At 69.4% G+C, this 26,485-nt stretch carries 16 protein-coding genes; 11 read left to right on the forward strand and 5 right to left on the reverse strand.

Annotation, left to right across the window (positions count from 1 at the left end; genetic code table 11):
- The first annotated feature begins 28 nt into the window (after positions 1 to 28).
- The 7 genes from ROP_RS24255 (at position 29) to ROP_RS24285 (ending at position 15,123) form a co-directional block, all read left to right on the forward strand.
- A complete protein-coding gene (locus tag ROP_RS24255) occupies positions 29 to 9,274 on the forward strand; it encodes a non-ribosomal peptide synthetase (RefSeq protein ID WP_015888648.1) in 9,246 nt (3,081 codons plus the stop codon).
- A 36-nt stretch (positions 9,275 to 9,310) separates the two neighbouring features.
- A complete protein-coding gene (locus ROP_RS24260; RefSeq protein ID WP_015888649.1) occupies positions 9,311 to 9,550 on the forward strand; it encodes a phosphopantetheine-binding protein in 240 nt (79 codons plus the stop codon).
- Positions 9,547 to 10,818: an enterobactin transporter EntS gene (entS, locus tag ROP_RS24265; protein WP_015888650.1), complete on the forward strand. Its 1,272-nt coding sequence runs from the start codon at positions 9,547 to 9,549 to the stop codon at positions 10,816 to 10,818. The genes ROP_RS24260 and entS overlap by 4 nt, the downstream gene beginning before the upstream one ends.
- Before the next feature lie 40 nt (positions 10,819 to 10,858).
- Complete coding sequence (locus ROP_RS24270; protein WP_043825244.1) at positions 10,859 to 11,809, forward strand: Lrp/AsnC family transcriptional regulator; 951 nt, start codon at positions 10,859 to 10,861, stop codon at positions 11,807 to 11,809.
- Positions 11,810 to 11,960: 151 nt separating this feature from the next.
- Positions 11,961 to 12,230: a hypothetical protein gene (locus tag ROP_RS24275; RefSeq protein ID WP_015888652.1), complete on the forward strand. Its 270-nt coding sequence runs from the start codon at positions 11,961 to 11,963 to the stop codon at positions 12,228 to 12,230.
- A complete protein-coding gene (locus ROP_RS24280) occupies positions 12,227 to 13,699 on the forward strand; it encodes a sodium:solute symporter family protein (protein ID WP_015888653.1) in 1,473 nt (490 codons plus the stop codon). Before ROP_RS24275 ends, ROP_RS24280 begins: the two co-directional genes overlap by 4 nt.
- Positions 13,696 to 15,123: an amidase family protein gene (locus ROP_RS24285; RefSeq protein WP_015888654.1), complete on the forward strand. Its 1,428-nt coding sequence runs from the start codon at positions 13,696 to 13,698 to the stop codon at positions 15,121 to 15,123. Before ROP_RS24280 ends, ROP_RS24285 begins: the two co-directional genes overlap by 4 nt.
- 94 nt (positions 15,124 to 15,217) lie before the next feature.
- Here the strand turns inward: ROP_RS24285 and dctA are convergent, their stop codons facing one another.
- Both dctA and ROP_RS24295 read right to left on the reverse strand, forming a co-directional pair.
- Complete coding sequence (gene dctA / locus ROP_RS24290) at positions 15,218 to 16,648, reverse strand: C4-dicarboxylate transporter DctA (protein ID WP_043825247.1); 1,431 nt, start codon at positions 16,646 to 16,648, stop codon at positions 15,218 to 15,220.
- A 127-nt stretch (positions 16,649 to 16,775) separates the two neighbouring features.
- A complete protein-coding gene (locus tag ROP_RS24295; RefSeq protein WP_015888656.1) occupies positions 16,776 to 17,870 on the reverse strand; it encodes a tartrate dehydrogenase in 1,095 nt (364 codons plus the stop codon).
- Between the two features lie 198 nt (positions 17,871 to 18,068).
- Here ROP_RS24295 and ROP_RS24300 point away from each other — a divergent pair, with 198 nt between their 5' ends.
- Both ROP_RS24300 and ROP_RS24305 read left to right on the forward strand, forming a co-directional pair.
- Positions 18,069 to 18,977, forward strand: coding sequence for a LysR family transcriptional regulator (locus ROP_RS24300; protein WP_015888657.1), 909 nt, complete (start codon positions 18,069 to 18,071; stop codon positions 18,975 to 18,977).
- A 146-nt stretch (positions 18,978 to 19,123) separates the two neighbouring features.
- A complete protein-coding gene (locus ROP_RS24305) occupies positions 19,124 to 20,485 on the forward strand; it encodes a diacylglycerol/lipid kinase family protein (RefSeq protein ID WP_015888658.1) in 1,362 nt (453 codons plus the stop codon).
- Here ROP_RS24305 and ROP_RS24310 read toward each other — a convergent pair.
- The gene (locus ROP_RS24310) at positions 20,479 to 21,519 is read right to left on the reverse strand and encodes a D-2-hydroxyacid dehydrogenase (protein WP_043825249.1); all 1,041 of its coding nucleotides are present in this window, start codon (positions 21,517 to 21,519) and stop codon (positions 20,479 to 20,481) included. The genes ROP_RS24305 and ROP_RS24310 overlap by 7 nt on opposite strands.
- A complete protein-coding gene (locus ROP_RS24315) occupies positions 21,516 to 22,961 on the reverse strand; it encodes an MDR family MFS transporter (RefSeq protein ID WP_015888660.1) in 1,446 nt (481 codons plus the stop codon). The genes ROP_RS24310 and ROP_RS24315 overlap by 4 nt, the downstream gene beginning before the upstream one ends.
- 134 nt (positions 22,962 to 23,095) lie before the next feature.
- Between ROP_RS24315 and ROP_RS24320 the strand changes: the two genes are divergently transcribed.
- A complete protein-coding gene (locus tag ROP_RS24320) occupies positions 23,096 to 23,980 on the forward strand; it encodes a phosphoribosylaminoimidazolesuccinocarboxamide synthase (RefSeq protein ID WP_015888661.1) in 885 nt (294 codons plus the stop codon).
- A gap of 3 nt (positions 23,981 to 23,983) precedes the next feature.
- Positions 23,984 to 26,113 carry a S9 family peptidase gene (locus ROP_RS24325; RefSeq protein ID WP_015888662.1) on the forward strand — a complete coding sequence of 710 codons (2,130 nt, stop codon included), beginning with the start codon at positions 23,984 to 23,986 and terminating at the stop codon, positions 26,111 to 26,113.
- Between the two features lie 100 nt (positions 26,114 to 26,213).
- Here the strand turns inward: ROP_RS24325 and ROP_RS41415 are convergent, their stop codons facing one another.
- Positions 26,214 to 26,393 carry a hypothetical protein gene (locus ROP_RS41415; protein WP_015888663.1) on the reverse strand — a complete coding sequence of 60 codons (180 nt, stop codon included), beginning with the start codon at positions 26,391 to 26,393 and terminating at the stop codon, positions 26,214 to 26,216.
- Positions 26,394 to 26,485 lie beyond the last annotated feature (92 nt).

Below are 26,485 nucleotides of genomic sequence, written 5' to 3' on the forward strand. Positions count from 1 at the left end.
GGCGGTCCACCCGAACCGGAAAACTGAGATGACCCGCACTTCTGCGCTCGAAGACATCGTTCCGCTCTCGCCGCTCCAGCAGGGCCTGCTGTTCCTCAGCACGGTCGCCGCACCAGACGACGGGGACGACACGGGGAGTGCGGAACCCGACGTGTACACGGTGCAATCGGTGATCCGGCTGGACGGACCGGTCGACGACGACCGGATGCGCGCCTCCGCGCAGGCCCTCCTCGACCGGCACGCGGTGATGCGCACGTGCTTCCGGCCCCGCAAGGACGGGCGCCACGCGGGACTCGTCGTCCGCGCGGTGGAGGTGCCCTGGCGGACCGTCGACCTCACCGAATACGACCCGGCGGAACAGGAACGGCGGATCGCCGATCTCCTCGTCGACGACCTCCGCACCTGGTTCGATCTGGCGCAGCCGCCGCTGGTCCGGTGGCTGCTCGTGCGGCTCGCCCCCGACAGCGTCCGGCTTCTCTTCACCGCGCACCACATCGTGGTGGACGGCTGGTCCACGCCGATCCTGGTGCGGGAACTGCTCGAGATCTACGCGGCGGGCGGCACCGCGAACGGTCTTCCCGCCGTGCGCAAGTACAGCGACTACCTCGCCTGGCTCGGGCGGCAGGATCACGACCGCGCCCGGGCGCTGTGGCAGGAGACCCTGTCGGGGCTGGACGAGCCGTGCCTGCTCACCCCGCCGGGCTCGACCCGCGTCACCACCGACTCCCGGGCCCTCGAACTCGACGTCCCGGCCGGTCTCGGCGACTCGCTCGCCGAGGTCGCCCGCACGAGCGGGGTCACGCTCAACACCGTGCTGCAGACCGGCTGGGCGCTGCTGCTGTCCGGGCTGCTCGGCCGTGGCGACGTGGTGTTCGGCGCCACCGTGTCCGGCCGTCCGCCCGAGTTGGCGGGCGTCGAGTCGATGGTCGGGCTGTTCATCAACACCGTGCCCGTGCGGGTGCGGCTCGACGCCGCCGAAACGGTGCGCGACCTGCTGCAGCGCGTGCAACAGGGGCAGGCCCGCACCCTCGACCACCAGTACGTCGGGCTCTCGGACATCCAGCGCGACACCGGACTCGGTGAGCTGTTCGACACCCTGACCATCTTCGAGAGCTATCCCGTCGACCGCGACGCCCTCGAACGCGCCCAGCGGGACGGCGGCGTGTCCATCGCCGGTGTCGACGGCCACGACGGCACCAACTACCCGCTCGTCCTCACCGCCGGTGTCGCCGAGACGCTGAAGCTGATCATCGACTACCGGCCGACGCTGCTGAGCGACGCCGACGCCGAACGGATCGGCGCCCGGCTGCTGCACATCCTGGACACCCTCGCCGCAGGCGGCAGCGCCCGCGCCGCGTCCGTCGCGGCGCTGACCGCGTCCGAGCGCGAACTCGTCCTCGCCGAATGGGCGGTCGCGAAACCCGCGGTCGAATCCGGTTTCCCGACCGTCGCCGACCTGCTGTCCGAGCAGATGTCGCGGACCCCGCACGGCACGGCCGTCGTGTACGGCGACACCTCCCTGACCTTCGCCGAACTGGCGTCCGACTCCGCGCGCCTCGCGCGTCTGCTGATCGCCGCCGGCGTCGGACCCGAATCGCGCGTGGGTCTGGCGCTGCCGCGGTCCGCCGAGACGGTCGTCGCGATCGCCGCCGTCCTCACCGCAGGCGGCGCCTACCTGCCGCTGGACCCGTCGTACCCGGCGGACCGGCTCGCGCACATGGTGTCCGACTCGGCGCCGACCGTGGTGGTGACCACCGAAGCCGTGTCGCAGAAGTTCGCCGCGGTGCTGGACGGCGTTTCCGTCGTGAAGCTCGACGACCCGGCGGTCGCGGCGGAACTCGCCGCACTGCCCACGGGACCGGTGACCGACGCCGAACGCCGCACCCGCCTGCACACCGACAACGCGGCCTACGTCATCTACACGTCGGGTTCGACGGGACTGCCCAAGGGCGTCACCGTCAGCCACGCCAACCTGCTCGACCTCCACGGCGCGCAGCGTGCGACGACGATGCGGCCGGCCGCAGGCCGCACCCCGGCCGACGACCCGTGGCGGGTGCTGCTGACGTACCCGTTCGCGTTCGACTCCTCCGTCGCCGCGCTGACGTGGCTGTTCGAGGGTCACGCGCTCCACATCCTGCCGGAGGAGCGGCGATCGGACACCGCGTTCGTCGTGGAGTACGTGCGGGCCAACCGCATCGACTACGTCGACAGCGTGCCGGTACTGATGAATCAACTCCTCGACGAGGGACTCCTCGACGCGGGGGCGTCCCACCGGCCGGCGAAGGTCACGGTGGGCGGCGAGGCGGTCACCCCCGCTCTGTGGGAGCGGCTGGCGGGCACCGGCGGCGTCGAGGCCTACAACTTCTACGGGCCGACCGAATGCACCGTCGACGCGGCGTTCGCCCGGATCTCCGGCGGCACCGTGGCCATCGGCGAACCGACGCCCGGCACGTCCGTGTACGTGCTCGACGGATGGCTGCGCCCGGTCCCGCCCGGCGTCGCCGGTGAACTCTACGTCGCCGGAGCCGGTGTGGCCCGCGGATATCTCGGTCGGCCCGATCTGACGTCGGGACGGTTCCTCCCCGACCCGTTCAGCGCCCCGGGGCAACGCATGTACCGCACCGGGGACGTGGTGCGGTGGACCGGGTCCGGGGTGCTCGAGTACGTGGGCCGCGGCGACGATCAGGTCAAGATCCGCGGCTTCCGGGTGGAACTCGGTGAGGTGGAAACGGCACTCGCGGCCGTCGAGGGGGTGCGGGACGCGGTGGTGCTCGCGCACACCGACGACCGGGACGTACGCCGTCTCGTCGGCTACGTCACCGTCGACGGGTCGCCGTCGGCGGTGGCGGTGCGCTCCGCGGCCGGGGAACGACTGCCGGACTACATGGTTCCCGCCGTCGTCATCGTCCTGGACACGCTTCCGGTGACCGCGAACGGGAAGGTCGACCGGAAGGCGCTGCCGGAGCCGGACTTCGGTGCGCTGGCCGGTTCGGGCGAGCCGCGCACCGCCACCGAAGCCGCCCTGTGCGCGGTGTTCGCCGAGGTGCTCGGACTCGACCGGGTCGGCGTCGAGGACGACTTCTTCGCGCTCGGCGGCGATTCCATCGTGTCCATCCAACTCGTGTCGCGTGCGCGCCGCGACGACATCCGCGTGACGGCGCGGCAGGTGTTCGAGCTGCGGACGGCCGAGCGGCTCGCCGCGGCCGTGGACGCCGAGTCCGGCGCCGAGATCCCGGACACCGTGGAGGTGCCCGCCGAGGGCGACGTACCGGTCACCCCGATCGTGTGGGAAGCCCTGCGCCAGGGCGGCGATCTCGACCGCTTCGCGCAGGCCCGGTTGCTGCTCGCGCCGGTCGGACTGACCGAACCCGTCCTCGCCGAGGCCGTGCGGGCGCTGCTGGCAACGCACCCCCTGCTGCGGTCGCGGTTCGCCGTGACGGACGGGACGCCGCAGTGGACGGTGCCGAATTCGGTCGATGAGGGGCCGAATCCGGTGCGCCGCGTGACGGTGTCGGACGCCGACGCGTGGCAGACCGTGTTCGAGGCCGAGCGGGAGCGGGCCTACGCCGCGCTGGACCCGGCGGCCGGGGTGATGCTGCAGGTGGTGTTCTTCGACTTCGGACCGGACCGGGCGGGCAGAGTGTTCGCCGCCGTCCACCACCTGGTGGTCGACGGGGTGTCGTGGCGGATTCTGGTGCCGGACCTCGCGTCGGCGGTCGAGCAGATCACGGCGGGCCGCCCGGTGGCGCTCGAACCCGCCGGCACGTCGTTCCGGGGCTGGGCGACGGGCCTCGTCGAGGCGGCGGCATCGGACCGGGTCACGGCGGGCTGGCCGGTGTGGGAGGTGGCGGTGAACGCCGATGAACCCGCGCTGGGACACCGGCCGCTCGACCGCACCCGTGACACCGTCGCGTCCGCACGGTCGGTCGAGGTGCACGTCCCCGTGGACGTCACCGCGCACGTGCTCACCTCCGTTCCGGCCGCGTTCCGGGCCGGCGTCAACGATGTCCTGCTCACCGCGCTGGCCGTGGCGGTCGTGTCGGTGCGCGGCGGCGACGTCGTCCGCGTGGACCTCGAGGGGCACGGCCGTGAGGAACAGGTTGTGCCGGGCGCCGACATCTCCCGCACCGTGGGATGGTTCACGTCGCTGTACCCGGTGGCACTCGATCTGTCGTCCCTCGACCCGGCCGACGTCCTCACGGGCGGTCCGGCCGCCGGACTCGCGCTCCGCCGGGTGAAGGAATCCCTGCGGTCCGTGCCGGACAACGGCATCGGATTCGGGCTGCTGTCCCGGCTGAATCCGGAGTACACCGCCCGCTTCGACGGCTACCGGCCGCCGTCCGTGATGTTCAACTACCTCGGTCGAATGACGCTGGGAGAGAACACCGACGGCGCCTGGTCCGGCGCCCCCGAGGCGGATGCGCTCGGCGGGACCGTCGACCCCGGCACGCCACTCGACCACGTCCTCGACGTCAATGCGATCACCGAGGACACCGCGGACGGTCCCGTCCTCAGCTGTGTGTTCACCGCGGCGGACATGCTGGACGCCGAGGACACGTCCCGCATCGCCGAGGTGTGGGTCGAGGCGCTCACCGCGCTCGCCCGGCACGCAGAGGATCCGGACGCGGGCGGGCTGTCCCCGTCCGACCTCACCCACGACACGCTGCCGCTGACCGAACTCGTCGCCCTCGAGCACGAGGCCCGCGAGAACGTCGGCGCGGCAGTCGAGGACGTCGTCCCGCTGACACCGCTGCAGCAGGGCATGTTCTTCCTGTCCGGACTCGACACCACCGGTGTGGACGTCTACACGATGCGCACCGTCCTGGACATCGAGGGAGCGCTGGACACTGCGGTCCTGCGTCGGTCGGCGGAGGCACTCGTGGCCCGGCACGCCAATCTGCGCACCGGTTTCCGGATCAGCGCGGCCGGTGAACCGATCGGTGTCGTCCTGGGTGACGCGATCCTGCCGTGGCGGGAGACGGACCTGCACCGGCTGCCTTCCGGCGACGCCGCCGCGGAGTGGTCGGCCCTGCTCGACGACGACCGGAACCTGCGGTTCGACCCGAACACGGCGCCGCTGCTGCGCTTCACGCTCGTCCGGGTGGGGGAGAGCCGGTACCGGCTGGTGTTCACCGCGCACCACCTCCTGCTCGACGGGTGGTCGACGCCCCTGCTGATCCAGGAGCTGATCCAGCTGTATGGTGCGGCCGCCGATCCGTCGGTGCTGCGGCCGGTCCGCCCCTACTCCGACTACCTGACGTGGCTGAAGCAGCAGGACACCGAGCGTGGCCTGGCGGTGTGGACCGAGGCCCTCGCCGGGGTCGAGGAGCCCACCCTGCTGGCCGCCGCCGGATCCTCACTCGACCCGCAGATCCCCGGCGAAATCAGTGTTTCCGTGCCCGAGGGACTGTCGGGCGGGCTGCTCGACCTCAGCCGGAGCCTCGGCATCACCGTCAACACCGCGGTGCAGGCCGCGTGGGGTCTGCTGCTCGGCTCGGTGCTGAACCGCCCCGACGTGGTGTTCGGCGCCATCGTCTCCGGCCGGGTGCCGGACGTGGCCGGCATCGAGACAATGGTCGGGCTGTTCATCAACACGGTGCCGGTGCGCGTCGGCGTCCGCCCGCAGGAGACGGTCGACGAGTTCCTGCGACGGGTGCAGGGCGAACAGAACAAGGTGATGGACCACCAGTACGTGGGGTTGTCCGACATCCAGCGCAGCGTCGGCATCGGCGAAATGTTCGACAGTCTCATCGTGTTCGAGAGCTACCCGGTGGACACGGAGGCGCTGGAGGCGGCGCAGCGGGCCGGCGGGATCCGGGTGTCGCACTCGGAGGGGCAGGACGCCACCAACTTCCCGCTCGTCCTCGTCGCCGGGCTCGAGGGCGAACTCGACCTGATGCTCGAGTACCAGCCCGCCCTGTTCACGAACGACGAGGCCACCCTGCTGGGTGAACGGCTCGTGCGCATCCTCGAACAGCTCGTCGCGGACCGGACGTTGCCGACCGCGCGCATCGACGTGCTGTCGCAGTCCGAGCGGGCGCAGGTGCTCGGCGAATGGGCGGTCACGGAATCCGCGGCAGCATCAGGATTCTCGACCGTCGCAGAGTTGTTCGCCGCGCAGGTCGATCGCACACCGGACACGACAGCGGTGGTCTGCGGCGACGACACGCTGACGTTCGCGGAACTCGGCGTACGGGTAGCGCGACTCGCCCGCGCGCTGATCGACGCGGGCGTGGGCCCGGAGTCGAAGGTGGGCCTCGCGCTGCCGCGGACGACCGACATGGTCGTGGCCATCTTCGCGGTCGTCTCCGCCGGCGGTGCGTACGTGCCGATGGACCCGTCGTACCCGGCGGACCGGCTCGCGCACATGGTGTCGGATGCGCGGCCCACCGTGGTCGTGAGCACCGCGACCGTCGCCGGGAATCTCGGCGAGATTCTCTCGGACTCCGGGGCGAGCTTGCTGGTGCTGGACGATCCCGCCGTGCAGGGGCGCCTCGCCGCACTGCCGGGCACACCCGTCACGGACACCGATCGGCGTGCCCCGCTGCGCGGCGCCAACACCGTGTACGTGATCTACACGTCCGGGTCCACCGGCGTTCCGAAGGGGGTGTCGATCACTCATGCGAACCTGCTCAACCTGTTCCACAGCCACCGGCAGTCCCTGTACCTGCCGACGGCGGCCGCGTCCGGTCGCGACAGCATCGGCGTGGGGCACGCGTGGTCGTTCAGCTTCGACGCGTCCTGGCAGCCGACGCTGTGGCTGCTCGACGGTCACACGGTGCACGTGTTCGACGAGGAGACGATGCGTGACCCGGACCTGATGGTCCGGCAGACGCGGGAGCACCGCCTCGACTTCCTGGAGGTCACCCCGTCGTTCCTCGACCGGATGGTCGCCGCCGGACTGTACGAGCACGAACACGTCCCGGCCACCGTCGGTTTCGGCGGCGAAGCGGTCAACCCCGCGCTCTGGCGGACGCTGCGCGAAATCGCGGAGGGCCGGGCGTTCAACCTGTACGGGCCCACCGAGTGCACCGTCGACGCGCTGATCGCGAAGGCCGCCGACGCCGAGGAGCCGCTGCTCGGGCGGGCCGTCCACGGCGGCACCGCCTACGTTCTGGACCGGCTGCTGCGACCGGTGCCCGCCGGCGTCGCCGGTGAGCTGTACCTCGCGGGCAACGGTGTGGCCCGCGGCTACCTCGGCAGGCCCGACCTCACGTCGGGTCGTTTCGTTCCGGACCCGTTCGGTGGCGCGGGGGAGCGGATGTACCGCACGGGTGACGTGGTGCGGTGGGCGTCAACCGGTTCCGGTCTCGAATACGTCGGGCGCGCCGACGACCAGGTGAAGATCCGCGGGTTCCGCGTCGAACTCGGCGAGGTGGAATCGGCGCTCGCCGCCGTGGCGGGTGTCCGCGACGCCGTGGTGATCGCGCACACCGACGATCGGGGTGTGCGCCGCCTCGTCGGCTATGTCACCGTGGACGGCGCGCTCGACCCGGCCGTGGTGCGGTCGGTGGTCGCGGAACGTCTGCCCGACTACATGGTGCCCGCGGCGATCGTCGTCGTGGGAGCGTTCCCCGTCAACGCCAACGGCAAGGTCGATCGGAAGGCGCTGCCCGAACCGGACTTCGGCGCCCTCGTCGGATCGGGTGAGCCGCGGAACGACACGGAGGCGACGCTGTGCGCGGTGTTCGCGGACGTGCTCGGCCTCGACCGGGTGGGTGTCGAGGACGACTTCTTCGCTCTCGGTGGCGATTCCATCGTGTCGATCCAGCTGGTGTCCCGGCTGCGGGCCGCCGGCCTGCAGGTCAGCGCCCGGCAGGTGTTCGAACTCCGCACGGCTGCGGGGCTCGCCGCGCTCGCCGGCATCGCCGAGGTGCCGGGAGTGACCGTCGGGGCCACCGAGGCGGACGCCGTCGGCGACGTCCCGCTCACCCCGATCGTGTGGGAGCCGCTCGAATGGGGCGGCGACATCAGCCGCTTCTCGCAGGCCCGGCTTCTGGTGGCACCGCTCGGCCTGGACGTTCCGGTGCTGGAGCGGGCCGTCGAGGGGCTGCTCCGGACCCATCACCTGCTGCGGTCGCGGTTCGTGGTCACCGGCGGCGAACCGGACTGGGTGGTGCCCGAGACGGTCGGTGCGGTCGCACCGCTCGTGCGGCGCGTGGACGTCTCCGCGCTGCCCGCCGACGGCTGGCAGGCACTGTTCACCACCGAACGGGAGCGCGCGTACGCCGCGCTGGACCCGGCGGCCGGGGTGATGCTCCAGGTGGTGTTCTTCGACTTCGGTCCCGGCAAGCGCGGACGCGTCTTCGTGGCCGTGCATCACCTGGTGGTCGACGGCGTGTCGTGGCGGATCCTGGTGCCGGACCTCGCTCTCGCCGTCACGCAGGTCACCGCGGGGGAACAGGTGTCGCTGCACTCGGCGGGAACGTCGTTCCGGGCCTGGGCCGCCGGGCTCGCGGAGGCCGCGACCACCGAGAGGATCACCGCGGGATGGTCGCACTGGCAGCACGCGGCCCTTGCGGACGAGCCGCAACTCGGCGTGCGCCCGCTCGACCCGGCCCTGGACACGGTGTCGTCCACCTGCTCGATCTCGGTCCGCGTGCCGACGGACGTCACGGAACGCGTGCTCGCGGCGGGATCCGTCAACGACGTCCTGCTCGCGGCGCTCGCCCTGGCGGTGGCGTCCGAGCGCGGCGGCGACGTGGTCCGCGTCGATCTGGAGGGCCACGGCCGCGAGGAACAGGTGGTGCCGGGCGCCGACATCTCCCGCACCATCGGCTGGTTCACGTCGATGTTCCCGGTCGCGCTCGACCTCGGCGGGATCGACGTCGCCGACGCGATCGCCGGGGGACCGGCGGCCGCGGACGCGCTCGACGAGGTGTCCCGGTCGCTGCGGTCCGTGCCGGACAACGGAATCGGCTTCGGCCTGCTCCGTCGCCTCAACCCGGAGTTCGCGGACCGCTTCGACGGGTACCGGGCGCCCGCGGTCGTGTTCAACTACCTGGGCCGCATGACGCTCGGCGAGTCCGCCGGCTCGGCGTGGTCGGGAGCGCCCGAGGGCGTGGCACTCGGCGGCTCGGTCGACCCGGCCACCCCCCTCGACCACGTGCTGCAGGTGGACGCGATCACCGAGGACACCGACGACGGTCCGGTGCTGGATTGCGAATTCGCCGCAGCGGACGGTGTTCTCACCGCCGACTCGACCCGCGCCCTCGCGGACCGGTGGGTGCAGGCGGTGACCGCGCTGGTCGCGGTCTCATCGGAACTGAAGTAACCGAACACTATTCAGATGGACGACAAGGGAGATGGCATGACCGACAACAACGGAACGCTCGACCGGGCGCAGATCTTCGCCGACACGGCGCGCGTCCTCGACGTCGAACTGGACGAACTGGTGGCCGACGTGAGCCTGATCGATCAGGGCCTCGACTCCGTGCGCCTGATGGCGCTCGTCGAGGAATGGCGCAACGCCGGAGCGGATGTCGACTTCGTGACGCTGGCCAGCACACCGGTTCTCGACAACTGGGTCGACGAGCTCGTGGCGAAGTGAATCGGGGCTCGATCATCGTGCAGATCCTCGACAAACTGGTCATCGACATCGACCCGCTGCGGACCAGCCGCGAGTTCCGGTACATCTTCGTCGCCCGGGTGGTGTCGATCTTCGGGCTCGGCTTCCTCGTCGTGGCGATCCCCCTGCAGATGTACGAGCTCACCCGCTCCACCGCACACGTGGCGGCCGTCGCAACGGTGCTGGGACTCACCACGTTCGGTGCCACGTTCGTCGGCGGCGCACTCGCCGATCGGTGTGATCGCCGACGGGTCATCGCGATCGCCCGCGGCACGGCCGGGGTGTTCTTCGCCGTGCTGGCCGTCAACGCGTTCCTTCCCGAACCGCAGGTGTGGGTGATCTACCTGTGCGCCGTCGTGGACGGGGCGTGCGGCGGCATCTCGGCGACGGCGCTGATGGCCGTGACCCCCAGCCTCATTCCGCGGGACAAGCTGGCCGCGGCGGGGGCGCTCATGGCCCTGACCGCGGATCTCGGATCGATGATCGGTCCCGCGCTCGGCGGTGTCGTGATCGCGCTCGGCGGGGTCGGCGCCAACTACACGCTGGCCGCGATCACCACCGCGATCACGACGTTCTGCATCACCCGGCTGCCCTCGCTCCCACCGCCCAACGAGGTGTCCGAGTCGCCGCTGCGGTCGGTGGCCGGGGGATTCCGGTTCGCGATCGGCGACCGGGTGATCGGCGGACTGCTGCTCGCCGGGTTCGTATCGATGCTCCTCGCCGGCTGGGCCGTCCTCATTCCCGAATACGCCGCCGAGGTACTCGGCGTCGGCCCCGCTGCCATGGGTCTGCTGTATGCGGCGCCCGCGATCGGCGCCGTCGTCGGTTCCCTCACCAGCGGCTGGACGGGGACGGTGCGACGGTCCGGACTCGCCGTGTTCGCCGCGATGCTGATCTCCGCGGCCGGACTGGTGGGGGCAGGCGCTGTCGGGTCGGTGATCGTCGCCGTGGCCGGGCTGCTCGCACACGGCTTCGGGGAGGCGGTGGCCGACATCCTCCGCTTCGCGACGGTGCAGAAGTACACGCCGGACGAGTACCACGGGCGGATCGCCGGGGTGTGGACCGCGCAGGTCACCGCCGGCGCGTCGGTCGGCGCGTTCGTCGCGGGCGTGGTCGCGGCCGTGGTCCCGGTGCACCTGGCGCTGACCGTCTACGGCGCCACCGGGTTGGTGGCGACGGTGCTGCTCTGGGCGATTCTGCCGACGCTGCGCCGACTGGACGAGAGCCGGACGCCGACGCCCGTGGCCTAACATCGCATGCACACGTGGCATGGAGGGCAGGCTTCTGCAAATGACCGAACGCAGGTTCTCGCTCGATCAGCGGATCGTCGCTGCCCTCCAGGTCGACGGGCGGTGCTCGTGGAGCCGGATCGCGCAGGCGCTCGGCGAACCCGAGCGGAACGTCACCCGGCACGGGATCGCGCTCCTCGAGTCCGGCCGGGTGGCTGTCACCGCCGTCGCGAACAGCGGCGGCACCGCGATCGTCCGCCTCCAGTGCTCCCCGGGAACGGTGCGGGTGGCGGCGAGCGCCCTCGCCCAGCGCAGCGACTGCATCTTCGTGTACATCCTCACCGGCACCGCCGACTGTGTGGCGGAGATCCACGTGTCCCGGGACCGCCTCCCGAAACTCGTCATGGACGAACTGCCCGCGACGATGGGCGTCGTCCGGAGCTGGACCGACCCCGTGCTGCGGTACTTCCGCACGGTCCGCGAATGGGAGGCCGGGGTGCTGACCCCCGCCGAGAAGGAATCGATCGGCGGGGTGGCGCCTCCAGCGTCCTTCCTCACCGATCTGGACCGCGGCACCCGGGATCCCGTCGATCGCACCATCATCCGTGAACTCATGCAGAACGGAAGGGTGGGCACCACGGCGCTCGCCCGGACCGCGGGGGTGTCCGAGGCGACGGCCCGGCGGCGCGTCCAGTCACTGCTCACCGAGGGGGCGATCAGTCTCCGCGTGGTGGTGGATCCGGCGATGTTCGGGCTGCGGGCCGAGGCGATGCTGTTCATCAAGACCCAGCGCAACCGGATCGAACCACTGGTGCGGGGGATGCTCGAGATGCCCTACGTGCGGTACGCCGCGGGCACGGCGGGCGAGTACCAGGTGGTCGCCAACATCGCCGCGCCCGACGAGTCGGTGCTCTACGACTACATCACGACCGCCCCGTGGGTGGCGGACGCGCTGGCGCTGGAAACCAACATGGTGGTGCAGGCGGTCAAGCGCAGCGGTCGGGTGATGTGACGGATTTCGACATCAGACTGTCCCTCCGGCGCGTCTGATTGCGATCTCCGACAGTCCGGTGGCCGATTTCGCCGAACCTCCCTGAGCGGTTGAGTGCTGTGATCCGGACCACGCATGCTTCCTCTACTCCCTGGATGGAAGAAGGAACAGCATGCAACGAGAAGCCATTCTCGGGGCGATCGAGGATTCACCGCAGCGCCGCTGGCTGCTGCTCGTCCCGGTCGCCCCGGTGCTCGCGCTCGTCACCGCCGTGTGGCTGCCGTTTGTGAACACGGCCGATCTGTGGCTGGGGATGCCCCGGCTGCTCGTCTGGTGCTCGGCGTGGGTGCTCCTGCTGCTGCCCGCGCTGGCGGCGGTGGAGTTCGGACTGGTCCGGCCGTTCGAGGACGGCCTCCGCCTCGAGGAAGCGAGCCCGCGATGACGAACTCTGCTCTGTGGATCACCCTGGCCGGCATGATCGGTCTCGCCGTGATCGCCGTCGGCGGGCGCCGCAAGCGCGCTCAGAACCTGAGCGAGTGGACGGTCGGCAAGCGGAATTTCGGTGTGGTGACCAGCTTCTTCCTGCAGGCCGGTGAATCGTTCACCACGTTCACGTTCCTCGGCGTCGCCGGTATCGCGTTCACCGCGGGCATCGGCGCCACCTACGCCATCCCGTACATCCCGCTCGGCTACGTGGCGCTGTACTTCATCGGACCGCGGATCTGGAAGCTCAGCAAGGATCGCGGGTACATCACCCAGGCCGACTTCTTCGCCGACCGCTACCGCAGCCCCCTCCTCGGCCGGCTGGTCGCGTTGTGCGGCATCATCTTCCTGCTGCCGTACCTGCAGTTGCAGATCACCGGCCTCGGCCTCATCGTCCGCCTCGTCACGGGCAGCGCGAGTTCGGGCACGCTCAGCATGATCGTCGCGACCGTCCTCGTCGTCGGGTTCGTGCTGTGGGCCGGCATCCACGGCCTGGCGCGCACCGCCTACGTCAAGGACGTCCTGATCCTGCTCGCCGTCGTGGTGCTGTCCATCGTGATCCCGCTGCACTTCGCCGGTGGCATCGGTGACGTGTTCGGCCAGATCGCGCAGACCCACAGCGAGATGCTCACCGTGAACCCCGGCGCCTACGACAAGGTCTGGTGGACCACCAGCCTGCTGATCTCCGCGATCGGCTGCGGCTTCCTCACCACCCCGCACCTGTGGCCGCCGCTGCTCGCCGCGAAGAACGGTCGAGTGATCCGCTCCAACAACACTTTTCTTCCCATGTACCAGGTCGTCATGATCCTCCCGATCATGCTGGGTTTCGTCGGGATCCTCGCACTGAACCCGAACACCAGCAGCAACGCGGTCCTGCTCACGCTGGCCGGGGGAGCGCTGCCGAACTGGGCGCTCGGACTGATCGCGATCGCCGCAGCCTCTGCCGCGATGCTGCCCGCCGGCGCCATCTGCATCGGCATCTCCACCCTGGCGTCGCACAACCTGGTGAAGATCGAGAGCGAGCGCACGAAACTCCGGTTCAACCACCTCGTCGTGATCGCCGCCGCCACCATGGCCCTGGTGCTCGGCCTGACCCGCCCCGACCTGCTGGCCAATCTGCTGCTGCTCACGTTCGGCGGTCTCAGCCAGCTCGCTCCGGGTCTGGCGCTGGCCCTGCCGGAGAAGCCGCTGCTCGCCAAGCAGTCCGTGTTCGCCGGACTCGTCGTAGGCATGCTCACCGTCATCGTGATGACCGTCTTCGAACTGAACCTCGCCAACATCGACGCCGGTATCTGCGGCCTCGTCCTCAACCTCGCGGTGATCGCCGTCGTGGAGGCCGTCGTCCGCGCCACCCGTCCCCGCACCCCGGCCCACGCACCGGCGGACGACCGTACCGCCACCACCCCGATCCTGGAGACCTCGAAATGACCATCGACCACTACTCGACCGCGCGAGAGATGCTCGCCGCACTCCGCAGCAGGGAGATCTCGGCCCGTGAGCTGCTCGGCCTGCACACGGACCGGATCGCGCAGGTGAATCCGACGGTCAACGCGCTCGTCAGCCTCGACCTCGAGCGCGCGCACGCCGCCGCCGCGGACGCCGACGAGCAGACGGCCGCCGGCGCCCCGGTGGGTCCGCTGCACGGACTGCCGTTCGCGTTCAAGGACACTCACGACGTCGCCGGGTTCCCCACGATCGCCGGTTCGCCGCTGCTCGTCGACAACGTGGCGGAGACCAGTGAACTGATCGCCGAACGGGTCACCGGGGCCGGGGCCGTCACGATCGGCAAGTCGAACGTCCCCGAATTCGCTGCGGGTTCGCACACGTTCAACACCGTCTTCGGGACCACCACCAACCCGTACGACGCCACGAAGAGTGCGGGCGGGTCGAGTGGCGGTGCCGCGGCGGCGCTCGCTGCGGGGCTGGTGCCGCTCGCCGACGGCAGCGACATGGGCGGCTCGCTGCGCAACCCGGCGTCGTTCTGCAACGTCGTCGGTCTGCGTCCCACCCCGGGCCGCGTGCCGTGCTGGCCCAACAGTGCGCCGTGGGACTCGCTCGTGACACAGGGGCCGATGGCCCGCAACGTCGACGACCTGGAACTGCTGCTGTCGGTGATCTCCGGACCCGACGCGCGGATCCGCAGCTCGTTCAGCGCCGACGCGCTCGCGCCCCGGCTCGGTGTCGCCGGCCTGCAGGGTCTGCGCGTCGCGGTGTCCGCGGACCTGAACGGCCTCTTCCCCCTGGACGCGCCGGTCCGCGACATCCACGACCGGCAGTCGTCGATCTTCGCCGCCGCGGGTGCGGTGGTGGCCGAGGACGCGCCGTCGATTCCCGACGCCGAGTGGGTGTTCCGCACCCTGCGGGCATGGCGGTTCAAGATCGACCTCGGCGCGCAGGCGGACGCGACCCCCGGCATGTTGAAGCCGTCGCTGCTCGACAACATCCGGCAGGCCGACCGGCTGTCCGCCGACGACATCGCGAAGGCCATGGTGGCGCAGGCGGAGATCCAGGCTCGCGCCGTCGAATTCTTCTCCCGCCACGACGTTCTGGTGCTGCCCGTGTCCCAGGTGCTGCCGTTCGACGCCGAACTCGAGTACCCGGCCGCGGTCGACGGCCGCCGCTGCGACGACTACCTCGACTGGATGACGTCGGCGCTGACCGTGACGGTGCTGGGGTGCCCCGCGATCTCCGTCCCCGCCGGGTTCAGCGCCGACGGTCTGCCGGTCGGCGTGCAGATCGTCGCCGCCCCCGGCAACGACCTGTTCCTGCTCGACGTCGCGCGGGCCTACGAGCAGCTCAACCCGGTCGGGGCCACCCGACCGCACCTGCTCGACGGGGCCGCACGCGTCTAACCGGGGGCCCGGCGACGTTTGCCGACCGAATCGCCAGATGCCGACGCAATTGCTTCGGCATCTGGCGAATTCGTGTGCAACGGCCGGGTCGCGGTCAGCGCCCGGTGGCGTGCGCGGGCGTCGTCGCAGCGTCGAGCCGTTCGTGATCGATGCGTGACACCTGCGGTTGCTGTTCCAGGATCTCCAGGTCGAAGTCGTTCTCGACCTCATCCTCGACCGGAGGAAGTGCTTCGCCGGAGAAGACGCGGCGGGCTCGGTCGACGTCGAGTTCGCGGTTCCATTTGGCGACGAACAGGGTGGCGACGGCGTTGCCGATGAAGTTCACCAGGGCGCGGCATTCGGACATGAACTTGTCGATGCCGAAGATCAGCATGATGCCGGCCGCGGGGATGGTGCCGAGCGTGCTCAATGTTGCTGTCAGTGCGATGAATCCGCCTCCGGCGACACCGGCGGCGCCCTTCGACGTCAACAGCATGACCCCGAGCAGGCCGAGTTGCTGCGGAATGGACAGGTCGGTGTTGGTGGCCTGCGCGATGTACAGCGCGGCGAGGGAGAGGTAGATGGCGGCCCCGTCGAGGTTGAAACTGTAGCCGGTGGGCACGACGAGACCGACCGTGGTCTTCTTGACTCCCGCGTACTCCAGCTTCCGCATCAACCCCGGCAGTGCGGGCTCGGCGGTGGACGTGCCGAGAATGAGCAGAAGCTCTTCCTTGAAGAAGCCGAGCATGCGGAAGATGTTGAGCCGCAGATACGCCATGACCGATCCGAGAACCACGAACACGAAGAACGCGGACGTGGCGTAGAAGAGCAGGATCAAGCTGCCGAGACTGGTCAGGGTGGAGACACCGTACTTGCCGATGGCGAAGGCCATGGCCCCGAAAGCGCCGAGCGGCGCGAGTTTCATGATGAAGCTCAGCACCTTGAAGACCACGGCGGTGAGGCGTTCGACGGCGTCCCGGATCGGCGCGGCGATCTGTCCCACCGCGTTGACGGCGACTCCGAAGATGACGGCGAGGAAGATGACCTGCAGGATGTCGCCCTCGACGAACGGTCCGAACACGCTGTCGGGGACCAGGTGGGTGATGAATTCCCACCACTGCTTCTCTTCGCCGGCCTGGATGAGTTTGCTCGCGGAATCGGTGGTCTCGAGGGACGATGCGTCGGCATTCACTCCGTCTCCGAGGCGGAAGAGGTTGATCGCGACGAGTCCGGTGAGCAGCGCGAGGATCGTCCCGATCTGGAAGTAGGTGAGCGCCTTGATTCCGGTCAGCCCGACCTTTTTCAGGTCGGCGACACTGGCGATGCCGCCGACGATCGTCAGGAACACGATCGGGCAGATCAGCATCTTCATCGCCGTGATGAACGTGGTGCCGATCGGCTCCATGGCCTCGCCGGTGTCCGGCCAGAGCCACCCGACCAGGATGCCGAGCACGATCGCGATGAGAACCCAGAAGTACAGTTGCCTGTACCAGGGTTTCTTCACGGTGGCCGGTCGGTAACTCGCTGCGCTGCTGGGTGTTTCCATGACATTCACCTCGGTGAGAGTGTTCAGGTATGAAGACGGGGCGGCCGAGAGTTACCGACCGTTCGAGGGGTGGGGGCCCGACCCGGCGATTCTGCCGAGCCGGGCCGGCTGCGCCGGTGGTGCGTGATCAGGCGGGGGTCAGAGCCGTCTGCAGAGCGTGCACGATCGCCTCGGTGACGGCGTCGGTGTCCGACGAGCCGCCGATGTCGCGGGTCAGTGCTCCGCTCGCGGTGGCGGTTTCGATGGCGGTGTCGACGCGGCGTGCCTCGTCGTGCAGCCCGAAGTGGTCGAGCATCAGGGCGGCGCTGGCGATCGCGCCGATCGGGTTGCTGATGCCCTGCCCGGCGATGTCGGGGGCGGAACCGTGAACGGGTTCGAACATGCTCGGGAAGCGGCGCTCCGGGTTGAGGTTCGCGCTCGCCGCGACACCGAGGCTTCCCGCGAGCGCGGAGCCGAGGTCGGAGAGAATGTCGGCGTTGAGGTTCGACGCCACCACCACGGACAGGTCTTCCGGGTGCAGGATGAACTTCGCGCTCATGGCGTCGACGAGGACGCTTTCGGTCGCGACGTCGGGGTAGTCGAGCGCGACGCGGTTGAAGACCTCGTCCCACAGGACCATGCCGTACTGCTGGGCGTTGGACTTGGTGACGCTGGACACCTTCTTCACCGTGCGGGTGCGGGCCAGGTCGAAGGCGAACCGCATGATGCGCTCGCAGCCCTTCTCGGTGAACAGCGCTGTCTGCAGCGCGACCTCGTTGCCCGGACCGCGGCCGCTGAGGTTACGTCCGCCGAGGCCGGCGTACTCGCCTTCGCTGTTCTCCCGGACGACGACCCAGTCGAGTTCGGTGTCGTCGGCCTTGCGCAGCGGGGACTGCACGCCGGGGAGGAACTTCACGGGCCGCACGTTGGCCCACTGGTCGAAGTTCTGGGTGATGTTGAGCCGCAGCCCCCAGAGGCTGATGTGGTCGGGGACGTTCTCCCAGCCGACCGCGCCGAAGTAGATGGCGTCGAACGCCTTCAGGGTGTCGAGGCCGTCGTCGGCCATCATCTTCCCGGTCTGCTCGTAGTACCCGCATCCCCACGGGAATTCTTCCCACTCGAAGGCGAAGCGCCCACCGGACTGTTCTGCGAGGACGTCGAGCACTCGCCGTCCGGCAGCGACGACCTCCTTGCCGACGCCGTCGGCGGGGATCGATGCAATCTTGAACGTCTGCGGTGCCATGTCGTTGCCTCCATCGTGTTGTGCGGATCACAGTGTGTGATGCATCCATTAACCCGGCACAGGCAGAGGGGCGTCCATGACCAAGACTCGATCCGGCTTATAGGTTTCACCTAATCGAAGTGCCTTTCCGCAGGTAGGATGAGTGCTCCGCGCGACCGGCCTCAGGTTCGGCGCGAACCCAGGGAAGCGAGGATCCGGATGGACGCGCGTCAACTGCGGTACTTCCTGGCTGTGGTCGATCAGGGAGGCATCAACCGTGCAGCGGAAACACTGCTGATCGCGCAGCCCTCGCTCTCCCAGTCGATATCAGCGCTCGAACGGGAACTCGGGGTCCCGCTCTTCCACCGCGTCGGACGCCGGCTGGTGCTCAGTGACGCCGGCGAGACGCTCGTCGGTCCCGCCCGTGTGGTGCTGCGCGATCTCGAGGATGCGAAGGCGTCCGTCGATGCGCTGAAGGGGCTGCGTGCCGGTCGGGTGGACCTGATCACGATGCCGTCACCCGGCATCGAACCACTCACCACGATCCTCACCAGCTTCGGCCGCACCTATCCCGCCGTCACCGTCAACGCCGAGGCCGCGTTCACTCCCGAGGAGGTGCTGCATGCCGTGCGCTCCGGCGTCTGCGAGGTCGGGATCCTGGGTTCACCCGCTGCCGTGCGTGCCCCCGAACTCGACGTCGTCGCGCTCGAAAGCCAGCCGCTGATCCTCCTCTCGGGGCCGGGTGCCGACACACCGGATCGGCCGGAGATCCGGAGATCGGAACTGTCCGGATTCCGGTTGATCGTGTCGCAGCGTGGATCGTTGATGCGGACCCTCGTCGACGAGGTCCTCGCCAGTGGTGTCGCAGCCACCATCGTCGCCGAGGTGGCCCACCGGACCTCGATCCTGCCGATGGTGCTGAGCGGATTCGGGCAGGCCGTCATGCCGTCGTCCTGGGCGCCCTCCGCGCGTCAGGCCGGCGCCACCGTGCACCGCATCGTCCCCGAGTCCTACCTCCACGTCGCCGCCGTCTGCCGCCGGAGCCACCTCACGCCGCCTGCGCGCACGCTCATGGACGAGGCGCGCAAGTATGCGGCGCGAACACCGACCGCCTGGGAAACGCTTTGAATCACAGTCGCGTCCGGGATCCGTGTGAATCTACGGCCGACCGACGGTGATGTGCGCGCAGCGCCACCGACTCCGAATCACCCCCGGTCGGCGGTGCGGCGGGTGAATACTGAAGGAGGGACACCCGAGGACGGCGAGGTGGCGGCATGGCACTCCACGAGACGAGCTCTGCGGACTCCGAGAGCGCCCGCCGGCGCTGGCTGGCCCGGGCCGCGTTCCTGGCGATCTTCGCCTCGGTTGCCGTGCTGGTGGTGTTCGCCGGGCTGCACACCCTGACGCTGCTGTTCGTTGCCGTGGGCGCCGCGGTGGTGGAGGTCGCGGCGTTGTTCTGGTTCCTCACGAGCCGCGGCGTGCTTCGCTGGACATCGCTGGCCGTGCTGATTCTGACACCGATCGTCGTGCTCGTGCTTCTCGTTCGCGCCCAGCTGTTGTGGGTGGTGCTGCTCGCCGCGGGGCTCGCCGTGCTCGCCGTCGTCTGTGCCCGCGCCGCCCTGGGCCGTCATCGCGCCGACTGGGCGATGCCCGAGCATCCGTCCGCACCACCGAAACGTGCCTTCCTGGTGATGAATCCCCACTCCGGCGGCGGGAAGGTCGGGAAGTTCGACCTGAAGCGGCGGGCCGAGGAACTCGGGGCCGAGGTGGTCCTGCTCGAAGGTCCGGGGACGGTCGATGTCGAAGCGCTGGCCCGGGACGCCGTGGCACGCGGTGCCGACCTGCTCGGGGTGGCCGGCGGCGACGGCACGCAGGCCCTGGTCGCAGGTATCGCCGCCGAGCACGACCTTCCGTTCCTGGTGATCAGCGCGGGTACGCGCAACCATTTCGCTCTGGATCTCGGATTGGATCGCGACGATCCGTCCCGGTGTCTCGACGCACTGTCGGACGGTATCGAACTCCGGATCGACCTCGGCAAGGTCGGCGAACGAACCTTCGTCAACAACGCCTCGTTCGGCGCCTACGCCGAGGTGGTGCAGAGCCCCGCCTATCGCGACGACAAGACCGGCACGACTCTGCGGATGCTCCCGGATCTGATCGCGGGGCAACGCGGCGGACGACTCCTCGCGCGTTTCGACGACAGGACGGTCGACGGGCCCCAGGCCGTGCTGGTGAGCAACGGTCCGTACGAGATGCAGGATCTGGCCGGTCTCGGACGTCGGCCCCGTATCGATCGGGGCACCCTCGGCGTGGTGACGATTTCGGTGAGCAGCACGCGCCAGGCCGTCGGACTACTGCGTCGTGCGCGTCAGACCGGTCTGATCCAGCGAGCCGCGCGCGAGGTCGTCATCGACGCGGACGTGCCCGAGATCCCCGCAGGCATCGACGGCGAGGCGCTGGTGATTCCCACACCCGTACGATGCACCGTCACTCCCGGGGCGCTGCGGGTGGTGGTCCCGCGGAACCGTCCAGGCGTCCGCCCGCCGGCCCGGCCGGTGGACTGGGTCCGGCTCCGCCGGTTGGCATTCGGGGGCTCGAGTGTGCGTGACGCGGTACCGGTCGGCGACCGTCAGTAACCCGCGTCGAAGTCGAATTCGTTGATCAGCGGGGTGTCACCGGACAGGTAGCGTCCGAGGTTTTCGACGAACAGGTCGACGATCTTCCCGTTCTCCGACGGCACGTTGGCGGCGCTGTGCGGGCTGAGGAGGACGTTGTCGGCCGTCCACAGTGGTGAGTCGTCCCGGAGGGGTTCGGTGGCCGTGACGTCCAGGACCGCGCCGCCCAGCCGTCCCGTCGACAGTGCTTCCGCGAGAGCATCTTCGTCGATGATCGGGCCGCGGCCGAGGTTGACGATCAGTGCGCCGTCGGGGAGGGCGGAGAGTTCCCGCGGTCCGATCAGTCCGCGCGTGTGTTCGGTGAGGGCGCAGGAGATGACGAGTATGTCTGCGGTGGGCAGATGCTCGGCGATCCGGTCGGTGGTGGTCGTCGTGTCGAACGGTTCGGGGGCGGGTCGAGGGGTGCGTGCCACCCCGGTCGAGGTGACGGCGAAGCAGCGGAGCAGTTCCGCTGTGCGCGAGCCGATCTTGCCCGCCCCGACGATCAGGGTGTGACGGCCCGCGAGTTCGGTCGTCTGCTGCTTGCGCCACGTCCGGTCGCGCCGGTCCGCGATCAGCCGGGGCAGCCCGCGGGCGAAATGCAGGATGCCGGCGAGCGCGAACTCCGCCAAGGGGTCGGCGTGCACTCCCGCGGCGGTCGTCACCGTCAGCGGGGCGTCCGACAGCCCGAACCTCTCGATCAGCTGACCGGCACCCGCGGACGTCGCCTGGATCCACTGCAGATTCGGCGACTGTTCGAGCGTGCGCTCGGGGTGGCGCCAGTCGAAATCGAACATGACGTCGGCGGTCTGCAGCATCGACGTCCACCGGTCGTGCTCACCGGCCGTCAGTTCGCGCGGCTCCCCGACGTGGTCGCTGTGCCACCGCGGCCGGGGCAGCAGTTCGGGGGCGTACGACACTCGAATCCGTGGGTCCGCGGCCGCGATCCTGTCGACGAGGTCGGGCTCGAGATACGACGCGATGAGCACGTCGAGGCACGGATCGGGCACGGTCACTCCTTCACCGCCGACTGCGCGCTCGGCTCGGCCTCCGCTGCGGAGGCAGACTTCGGCATCGCCGCCGCGGCGAGCACGAGGACGACTGCTGCGCCGAGAGCGGCCAGGAACACCAGGTGTAGGGCGCCGGCCAGATCGGCAGGTGCGGGATCGTCGTCGCCGCCCAGTCGCGCGTTGACGAGGGCGCCGAACAGGGCGACTCCCACGGCGCTGCCGATGGACCGGGCGAACATGTTCGTCGACGTGACGACGCCGCGCTCCGACCAGTCGACGCTCGACTGCGCGGCGATGAGCGTCGGGCTCGCGACGAGACCCATGCCGCCGCCGATGACGAAACAGCATATCGCCACGTGCCACACAGCCGACTCGATGGACAGGGCCAGGGTGAGGGCGGTGCCCGCGACGACCAGCAGGCTGCCCGCGGTGGCCGTGACGCGGAAGCCGAAGCGCAGGTACACCCGACCCGACTGCGACGCGGCGATCGGCCAGCCGATGGTCAGAGTGGCCAGCGCGAACCCGGCCACGAGTGCGCCCGTCCCGAGCACACCCTGGGTGAACGTGGGGACGTAGGTGGTCAGGCCGAGGACGATCGCCCCGACCAGCAGCGACACGAGATTGCTGGCCGCGAGAACCCTGCGGGTGAACACCCACAGCGGCAGCACCGGTTCGGCGGCGCGCCGTTCGACGAGGACGAAGGCGATGAGGAGCACGAATCCCGCGGCGAAGATTCCGAGGCTGATCGGCGAACTCCACGCCCAGGCCTGCCCGCCTTCGAGGAGGCCCAGGATGAGCAGCGTCGCCCCGACCGCCAGGACGCCGGCGCCCGCGTAGTCGACGGACCGCCGGGTGCGCACCCGCTGCTCGTCGAAGTTGCGGATCAGCATCACGGCCGCGAGCAGGCACAGGGGAATGTTGACGAAGAAGATCCACCGCCACGACAGGTACTCGGAGAACAGGCCGCCGAGGGTCGGGCCGACCACCGCCGACATTCCCCAGACGCTGGCCAGGTAGCCCTGCGCCTTGGCGCGTTCGGCGAGGGTGTAGATGTCGCCGGCGATGGTCATGCTCATCGGCTGAACCGCTCCGGCGCCGAGTCCCTGTACCGCGCGGAACGCGATGAGCGCGGGCATGCTCCACGCGATCCCACAGAGCACCGAGCCGATGCCGAACAGGGCGATGCCGAGGAGCATCACCGGTTTCCGTCCGAAGATGTCGGCCAGTTTGCCGTAGATCGGTACCGACACGGCCTGGGTGAGCAGGTAGATCGAGAACAGCCACGGGAACTGTGTGAATCCACCGAGATCCCCGACGATGGTGAACACCGCGGTGGAGATGATGGTCGCGTCGAGCGCGACCAGCGACGTCGTCAGCATCAGCGACACGAGGATCGGTCCGCGTTCCGAACGGAACCCGACGTCGACCGGGGTCGTGTCCGTCGCCATTACCCACCCGTCGCCGTCGCCTTACAGATCACAGAAGTCTCTTTCAAGGCTAACGACATGGGTCGCGGTGCTATTCCGGGCCCCGATCGGTGCCCGTCCCGCTCTGTCCGGCCCGACCGATAGGCTGGATCACCGTGCGCCCCTCACTCGATTCATACGCCCATCTGGCCGGTGGCAAGGTCCGCGACCTCTACACGATCGACGACGAGCACCTCCTGTTGGTCGCGAGCGACCGGATCTCCGCCTACGACCACGTCCTCAGCACCCCGATCCCGGACAAGGGGCGGGTGCTCACCGCGATGAGCGTCTTCTTCTTCGGCGTCCTCGGCGGCAACAACCATCTCGCCGGCGAACCCGACGACAGCCGGATCCCCGAAGAGGTCCTCGGCCGCGCGCTGGTGGTCCGGAAGCTGAACATGGTCCCTGTCGAGTGCGTCGCCCGCGGCTACCTCACGGGCTCGGGGCTGATCGACTACAACGAGACCGGCGCGGTCTGCGGGGTCGCCCTGCCCGAGGGCCTGGTGGAGGCGAGCCAGCTTCCCGACCCGATCTTCACGCCCGCCCGCAAGGCCGAACTCGGCGAGCACGACGAGAACATCAGCTTCGAGGCCGTCGTCGAGAAGGTCGGTCAGGACCTGGCCGTGAAGCTGCGCGACGACACCCTCGACGTCTACGGCCGGGCATCGAACTTCGCCGCGGACCGGGGCATCATCCTCGCCGACACCAAACTCGAATTCGGATTGGACGCGCAGAACAACCTGATTCTCGCGGACGAGGTCCTCACCCCCGATTCGTCCCGGTACTGGCCCGCCGACGGCTACGAGGCCGGGAAGGTGCAGCCGAGCTTCGACAAGCAGTTCGTCCGCAACTGGCTCACCGGCCCCGAATCGGGCTGGGACCGGGCCTCCGACACCCCGCCGCCGCCGTTGCCCGCGGAGATCGTGGAGGCGACCCGCGCGCGGTACATCGAGGCGTACGAGCGGATCTCGGGTCTGTCGTTCGCGGACTGGGTGGGCTGAACCATGACCACCGAAGGCGCGAAGCTCACCCCGCCGGTCGCGAAGAAGGTCGCCACCGAACGGGTCCACCACGGACACACGTTCGTCGACGAGTACGAGTGGCTGCGCGCCAAGGAAGACGCCGAGGTCGTCGCGTACCTCGAGGCCGAGAACGCGTACACCGAGCAGCAGACCGCGCATCTGGCGCCGCTGCGGGACCAGATCTTCCAGGAGATCAAGTCCCGCACGCAGGAAACCGACATGTCGGTTCCCACCCGGATGGGCGACTGGTGGTACTACGCCCGCACCATCGAGGGCAAGCAGTACGGCGTCCAGTGCCGTTCCCCGATCGCGGGCGCCGACGACTGGACTCCGCCGGAATTGACCCCGGGCGTCGAACTTCCCGGTGAGCAGATTCTGCTCGACGGCAACGCCGAGGCCGAGGGTCACGACTTCTTCTCCGTCGGCGCCTTCTCCCTCAGTCACGACGGCACGCTCCTCGCGTACTCGACCGACGTGGTCGGCGACGAGCGCTACACGCTGCGCTTCAAGAACCTCGAGACCGGGGAACTGCTGCCTGACGAGATCCCCGACACCGCGCCCGGCGCAACCTGGGCCATCGACCACAGCCACGTCTTCTATCTCACCGTCGACGAATCCTGGCGCCCCGACACCGTGTGGCGGCACAAGCTCGGCACCGACCGCGCGCAGGACGTCACCGTGTTTCACGAACCCGACGAGCGGTTCTGGGTGTCGGTCGGGTCCACCCGCAGCGAGAAGTACCTCATGATCTGGGTGGGGTCGAAGATCACCAGCGAAGGCTGGGTGCTCGAATCGGAGAATCCCGAGGGCGAGTTCCGGGTGGTGCTGCCGCGGCGCGAGGGCGTCGAGTACGGCGTCGAGCACGCTGTCGTCGCCGGCGAAGACCGCTTCCTGATCATGCACAACGACGTCGTCGACGGTGAGAAGGCCGAGAACTTCGTGCTCGCCGAGGCGCCGGTGTCCGACCCGTCGTCGCTGACCATCCTCATCCCGCACCGCTCCGACGTGCGGTTGGAGGAGGTCGACGCGTTCGCCGATCACCTGGTGCTCGGCTACCGCCGGGAAGCGCTGACCCGGCTGGCCGTCTGGCCGCTCGGCGACGACGGCTACGGCGAGTTCACGGAGATCGAATTCGACGAGGAACTCTTCAGCGTCGGGCTCGGCGCCAATCCGGAATGGCGGCAGCCGACACTGCGGATGGCGTTCACGTCGTTCATCACGCCCGGCCAGGTGTACGACTACGTGCTGTCGACGGGGGAACTCGCCCTGCGCAAGTCGCAACCGGTGCTCGGCGACTTCGACGCGGACAACTACGAGCAGCAGCGCGACTGGGCGGTCGCCGACGACGGGACGCGCATCCCGCTCTCGATCGTCCGGCGCAAGACGAACGGCACCGACGTGCCCGCCCCCACGCTCCTCTACGGGTACGGCTCGTACGAGGCCAGCATGGACCCGGCGTTCTCGGTCGCCCGGCTGTCGCTGCTCGATCGCGGCGTGGTGTTCGTGGTCGCTCACGTGCGCGGCGGCGGGGAGATGGGCAGACACTGGTACGAGACCGGCAAGACGCTCACGAAGAAGAACACCTTCACCGATTTCGTCTCGAGCGCACGGCATTTGATCGACACCGGACGCACAACTCCGCAGCAGTTGGTCGCCGACGGCGGCAGCGCGGGCGGCCTGCTGATGGGTGCCGTGGCCAACCTGGCTCCGGAACTCTTCGCCGGAATCCTCGCCAACGTGCCCTTCGTGGACCCGCTGACGTCGATCCTCGACCCGTCGCTGCCGCTGACCGTCATCGAGTGGGACGAATGGGGCAACCCGCTGGAGAACGCCGAGGTCTACGAATACATGCGCTCGTACAGCCCGTACGAGAACGTCGAGGCCAAGGACTACCCGGCGATCCTGGCGATCACCAGCATCAACGACACGAGGGTGCTGTACGTCGAACCGGCGAAGTGGGTCGCCAAACTGCGGGCCACCAAGACCGGTGACTCGCCGCTTCTCCTCAAGACGGAGATGAGCGCCGGGCACGGCGGCGTCAGCGGACGCTACGAGAAGTGGAAAGAAGTAGCGTTCGAATTCGCCTGGGTGCTCGACACGATCGGCAACTAGGTACTGCGCCACCCGCGCCGAGGTCCGATCTCGGCGTGTGGTTCGCGTCGGCGGGTGGAGCGGAAGTCGGCTTGTCAGGCCGCTTTCCGTCTCGCCGGGCTCAGATGCAGAAGCTGATGCTGGCCGACCCCAGGGGCAGGTTGAGGCAGACCGCGATGGAACCGACCGCCGGTGTCGGTGACGGGGCTGCGGGTGCGGCGACGGCTGCGGGGGCAGCGAGGGTGCCGAGTGACAGGGTCAATGCGATCGCGGCGAGTGTGGTGGCAATTCTGCTAGACATTGTGACGGTCCTTGACTGAGTGACTACGAGCCGGAGGTGACTCTCCTCAATCGTCCACCGATGTGATGCAGGTCACAACCGTCGGGGGCGGG

This window comes from Rhodococcus opacus B4, from assembly GCF_000010805.1.
In the GTDB taxonomy this organism is placed as follows: Bacteria; Actinomycetota; Actinomycetes; order Mycobacteriales; family Mycobacteriaceae; genus Rhodococcus_F; species Rhodococcus_F opacus_C.

Bases quoted from the DNA above. Each gene is read 5' to 3' on its own strand.
- ROP_RS24325 (WP_015888662.1), top strand. From the start codon at position 23,984: ATGACCACCGAAGGCGCGAAGCTCACCCCGCCGGTCGCGAAGAAGGTC.
- dctA (WP_043825247.1), bottom strand. From the start codon at position 16,648: ATGGAAACACCCAGCAGCGCAGCGAGTTACCGACCGGCCACCGTGAAG.
- ROP_RS24275 (WP_015888652.1), top strand. From the start codon at position 11,961: ATGCAACGAGAAGCCATTCTCGGGGCGATCGAGGATTCACCGCAGCGC.
- ROP_RS41415 (WP_015888663.1), bottom strand. From the start codon at position 26,393: ATGTCTAGCAGAATTGCCACCACACTCGCCGCGATCGCATTGACCCTG.
- ROP_RS24280 (WP_015888653.1), top strand. From the start codon at position 12,227: ATGACGAACTCTGCTCTGTGGATCACCCTGGCCGGCATGATCGGTCTC.
- ROP_RS24300 (WP_015888657.1), top strand. From the start codon at position 18,069: ATGGACGCGCGTCAACTGCGGTACTTCCTGGCTGTGGTCGATCAGGGA.
- ROP_RS24260 (WP_015888649.1), top strand. From the start codon at position 9,311: ATGACCGACAACAACGGAACGCTCGACCGGGCGCAGATCTTCGCCGAC.
- ROP_RS24315 (WP_015888660.1), bottom strand. From the start codon at position 22,961: ATGGCGACGGACACGACCCCGGTCGACGTCGGGTTCCGTTCGGAACGC.
- ROP_RS24270 (WP_043825244.1), top strand. From the start codon at position 10,859: ATGACCGAACGCAGGTTCTCGCTCGATCAGCGGATCGTCGCTGCCCTC.
- ROP_RS24305 (WP_015888658.1), top strand. From the start codon at position 19,124: ATGGCACTCCACGAGACGAGCTCTGCGGACTCCGAGAGCGCCCGCCGG.
- ROP_RS24295 (WP_015888656.1), bottom strand. From the start codon at position 17,870: ATGGCACCGCAGACGTTCAAGATTGCATCGATCCCCGCCGACGGCGTC.
- ROP_RS24285 (WP_015888654.1), top strand. From the start codon at position 13,696: ATGACCATCGACCACTACTCGACCGCGCGAGAGATGCTCGCCGCACTC.
- ROP_RS24255 (WP_015888648.1), top strand. From the start codon at position 29: ATGACCCGCACTTCTGCGCTCGAAGACATCGTTCCGCTCTCGCCGCTC.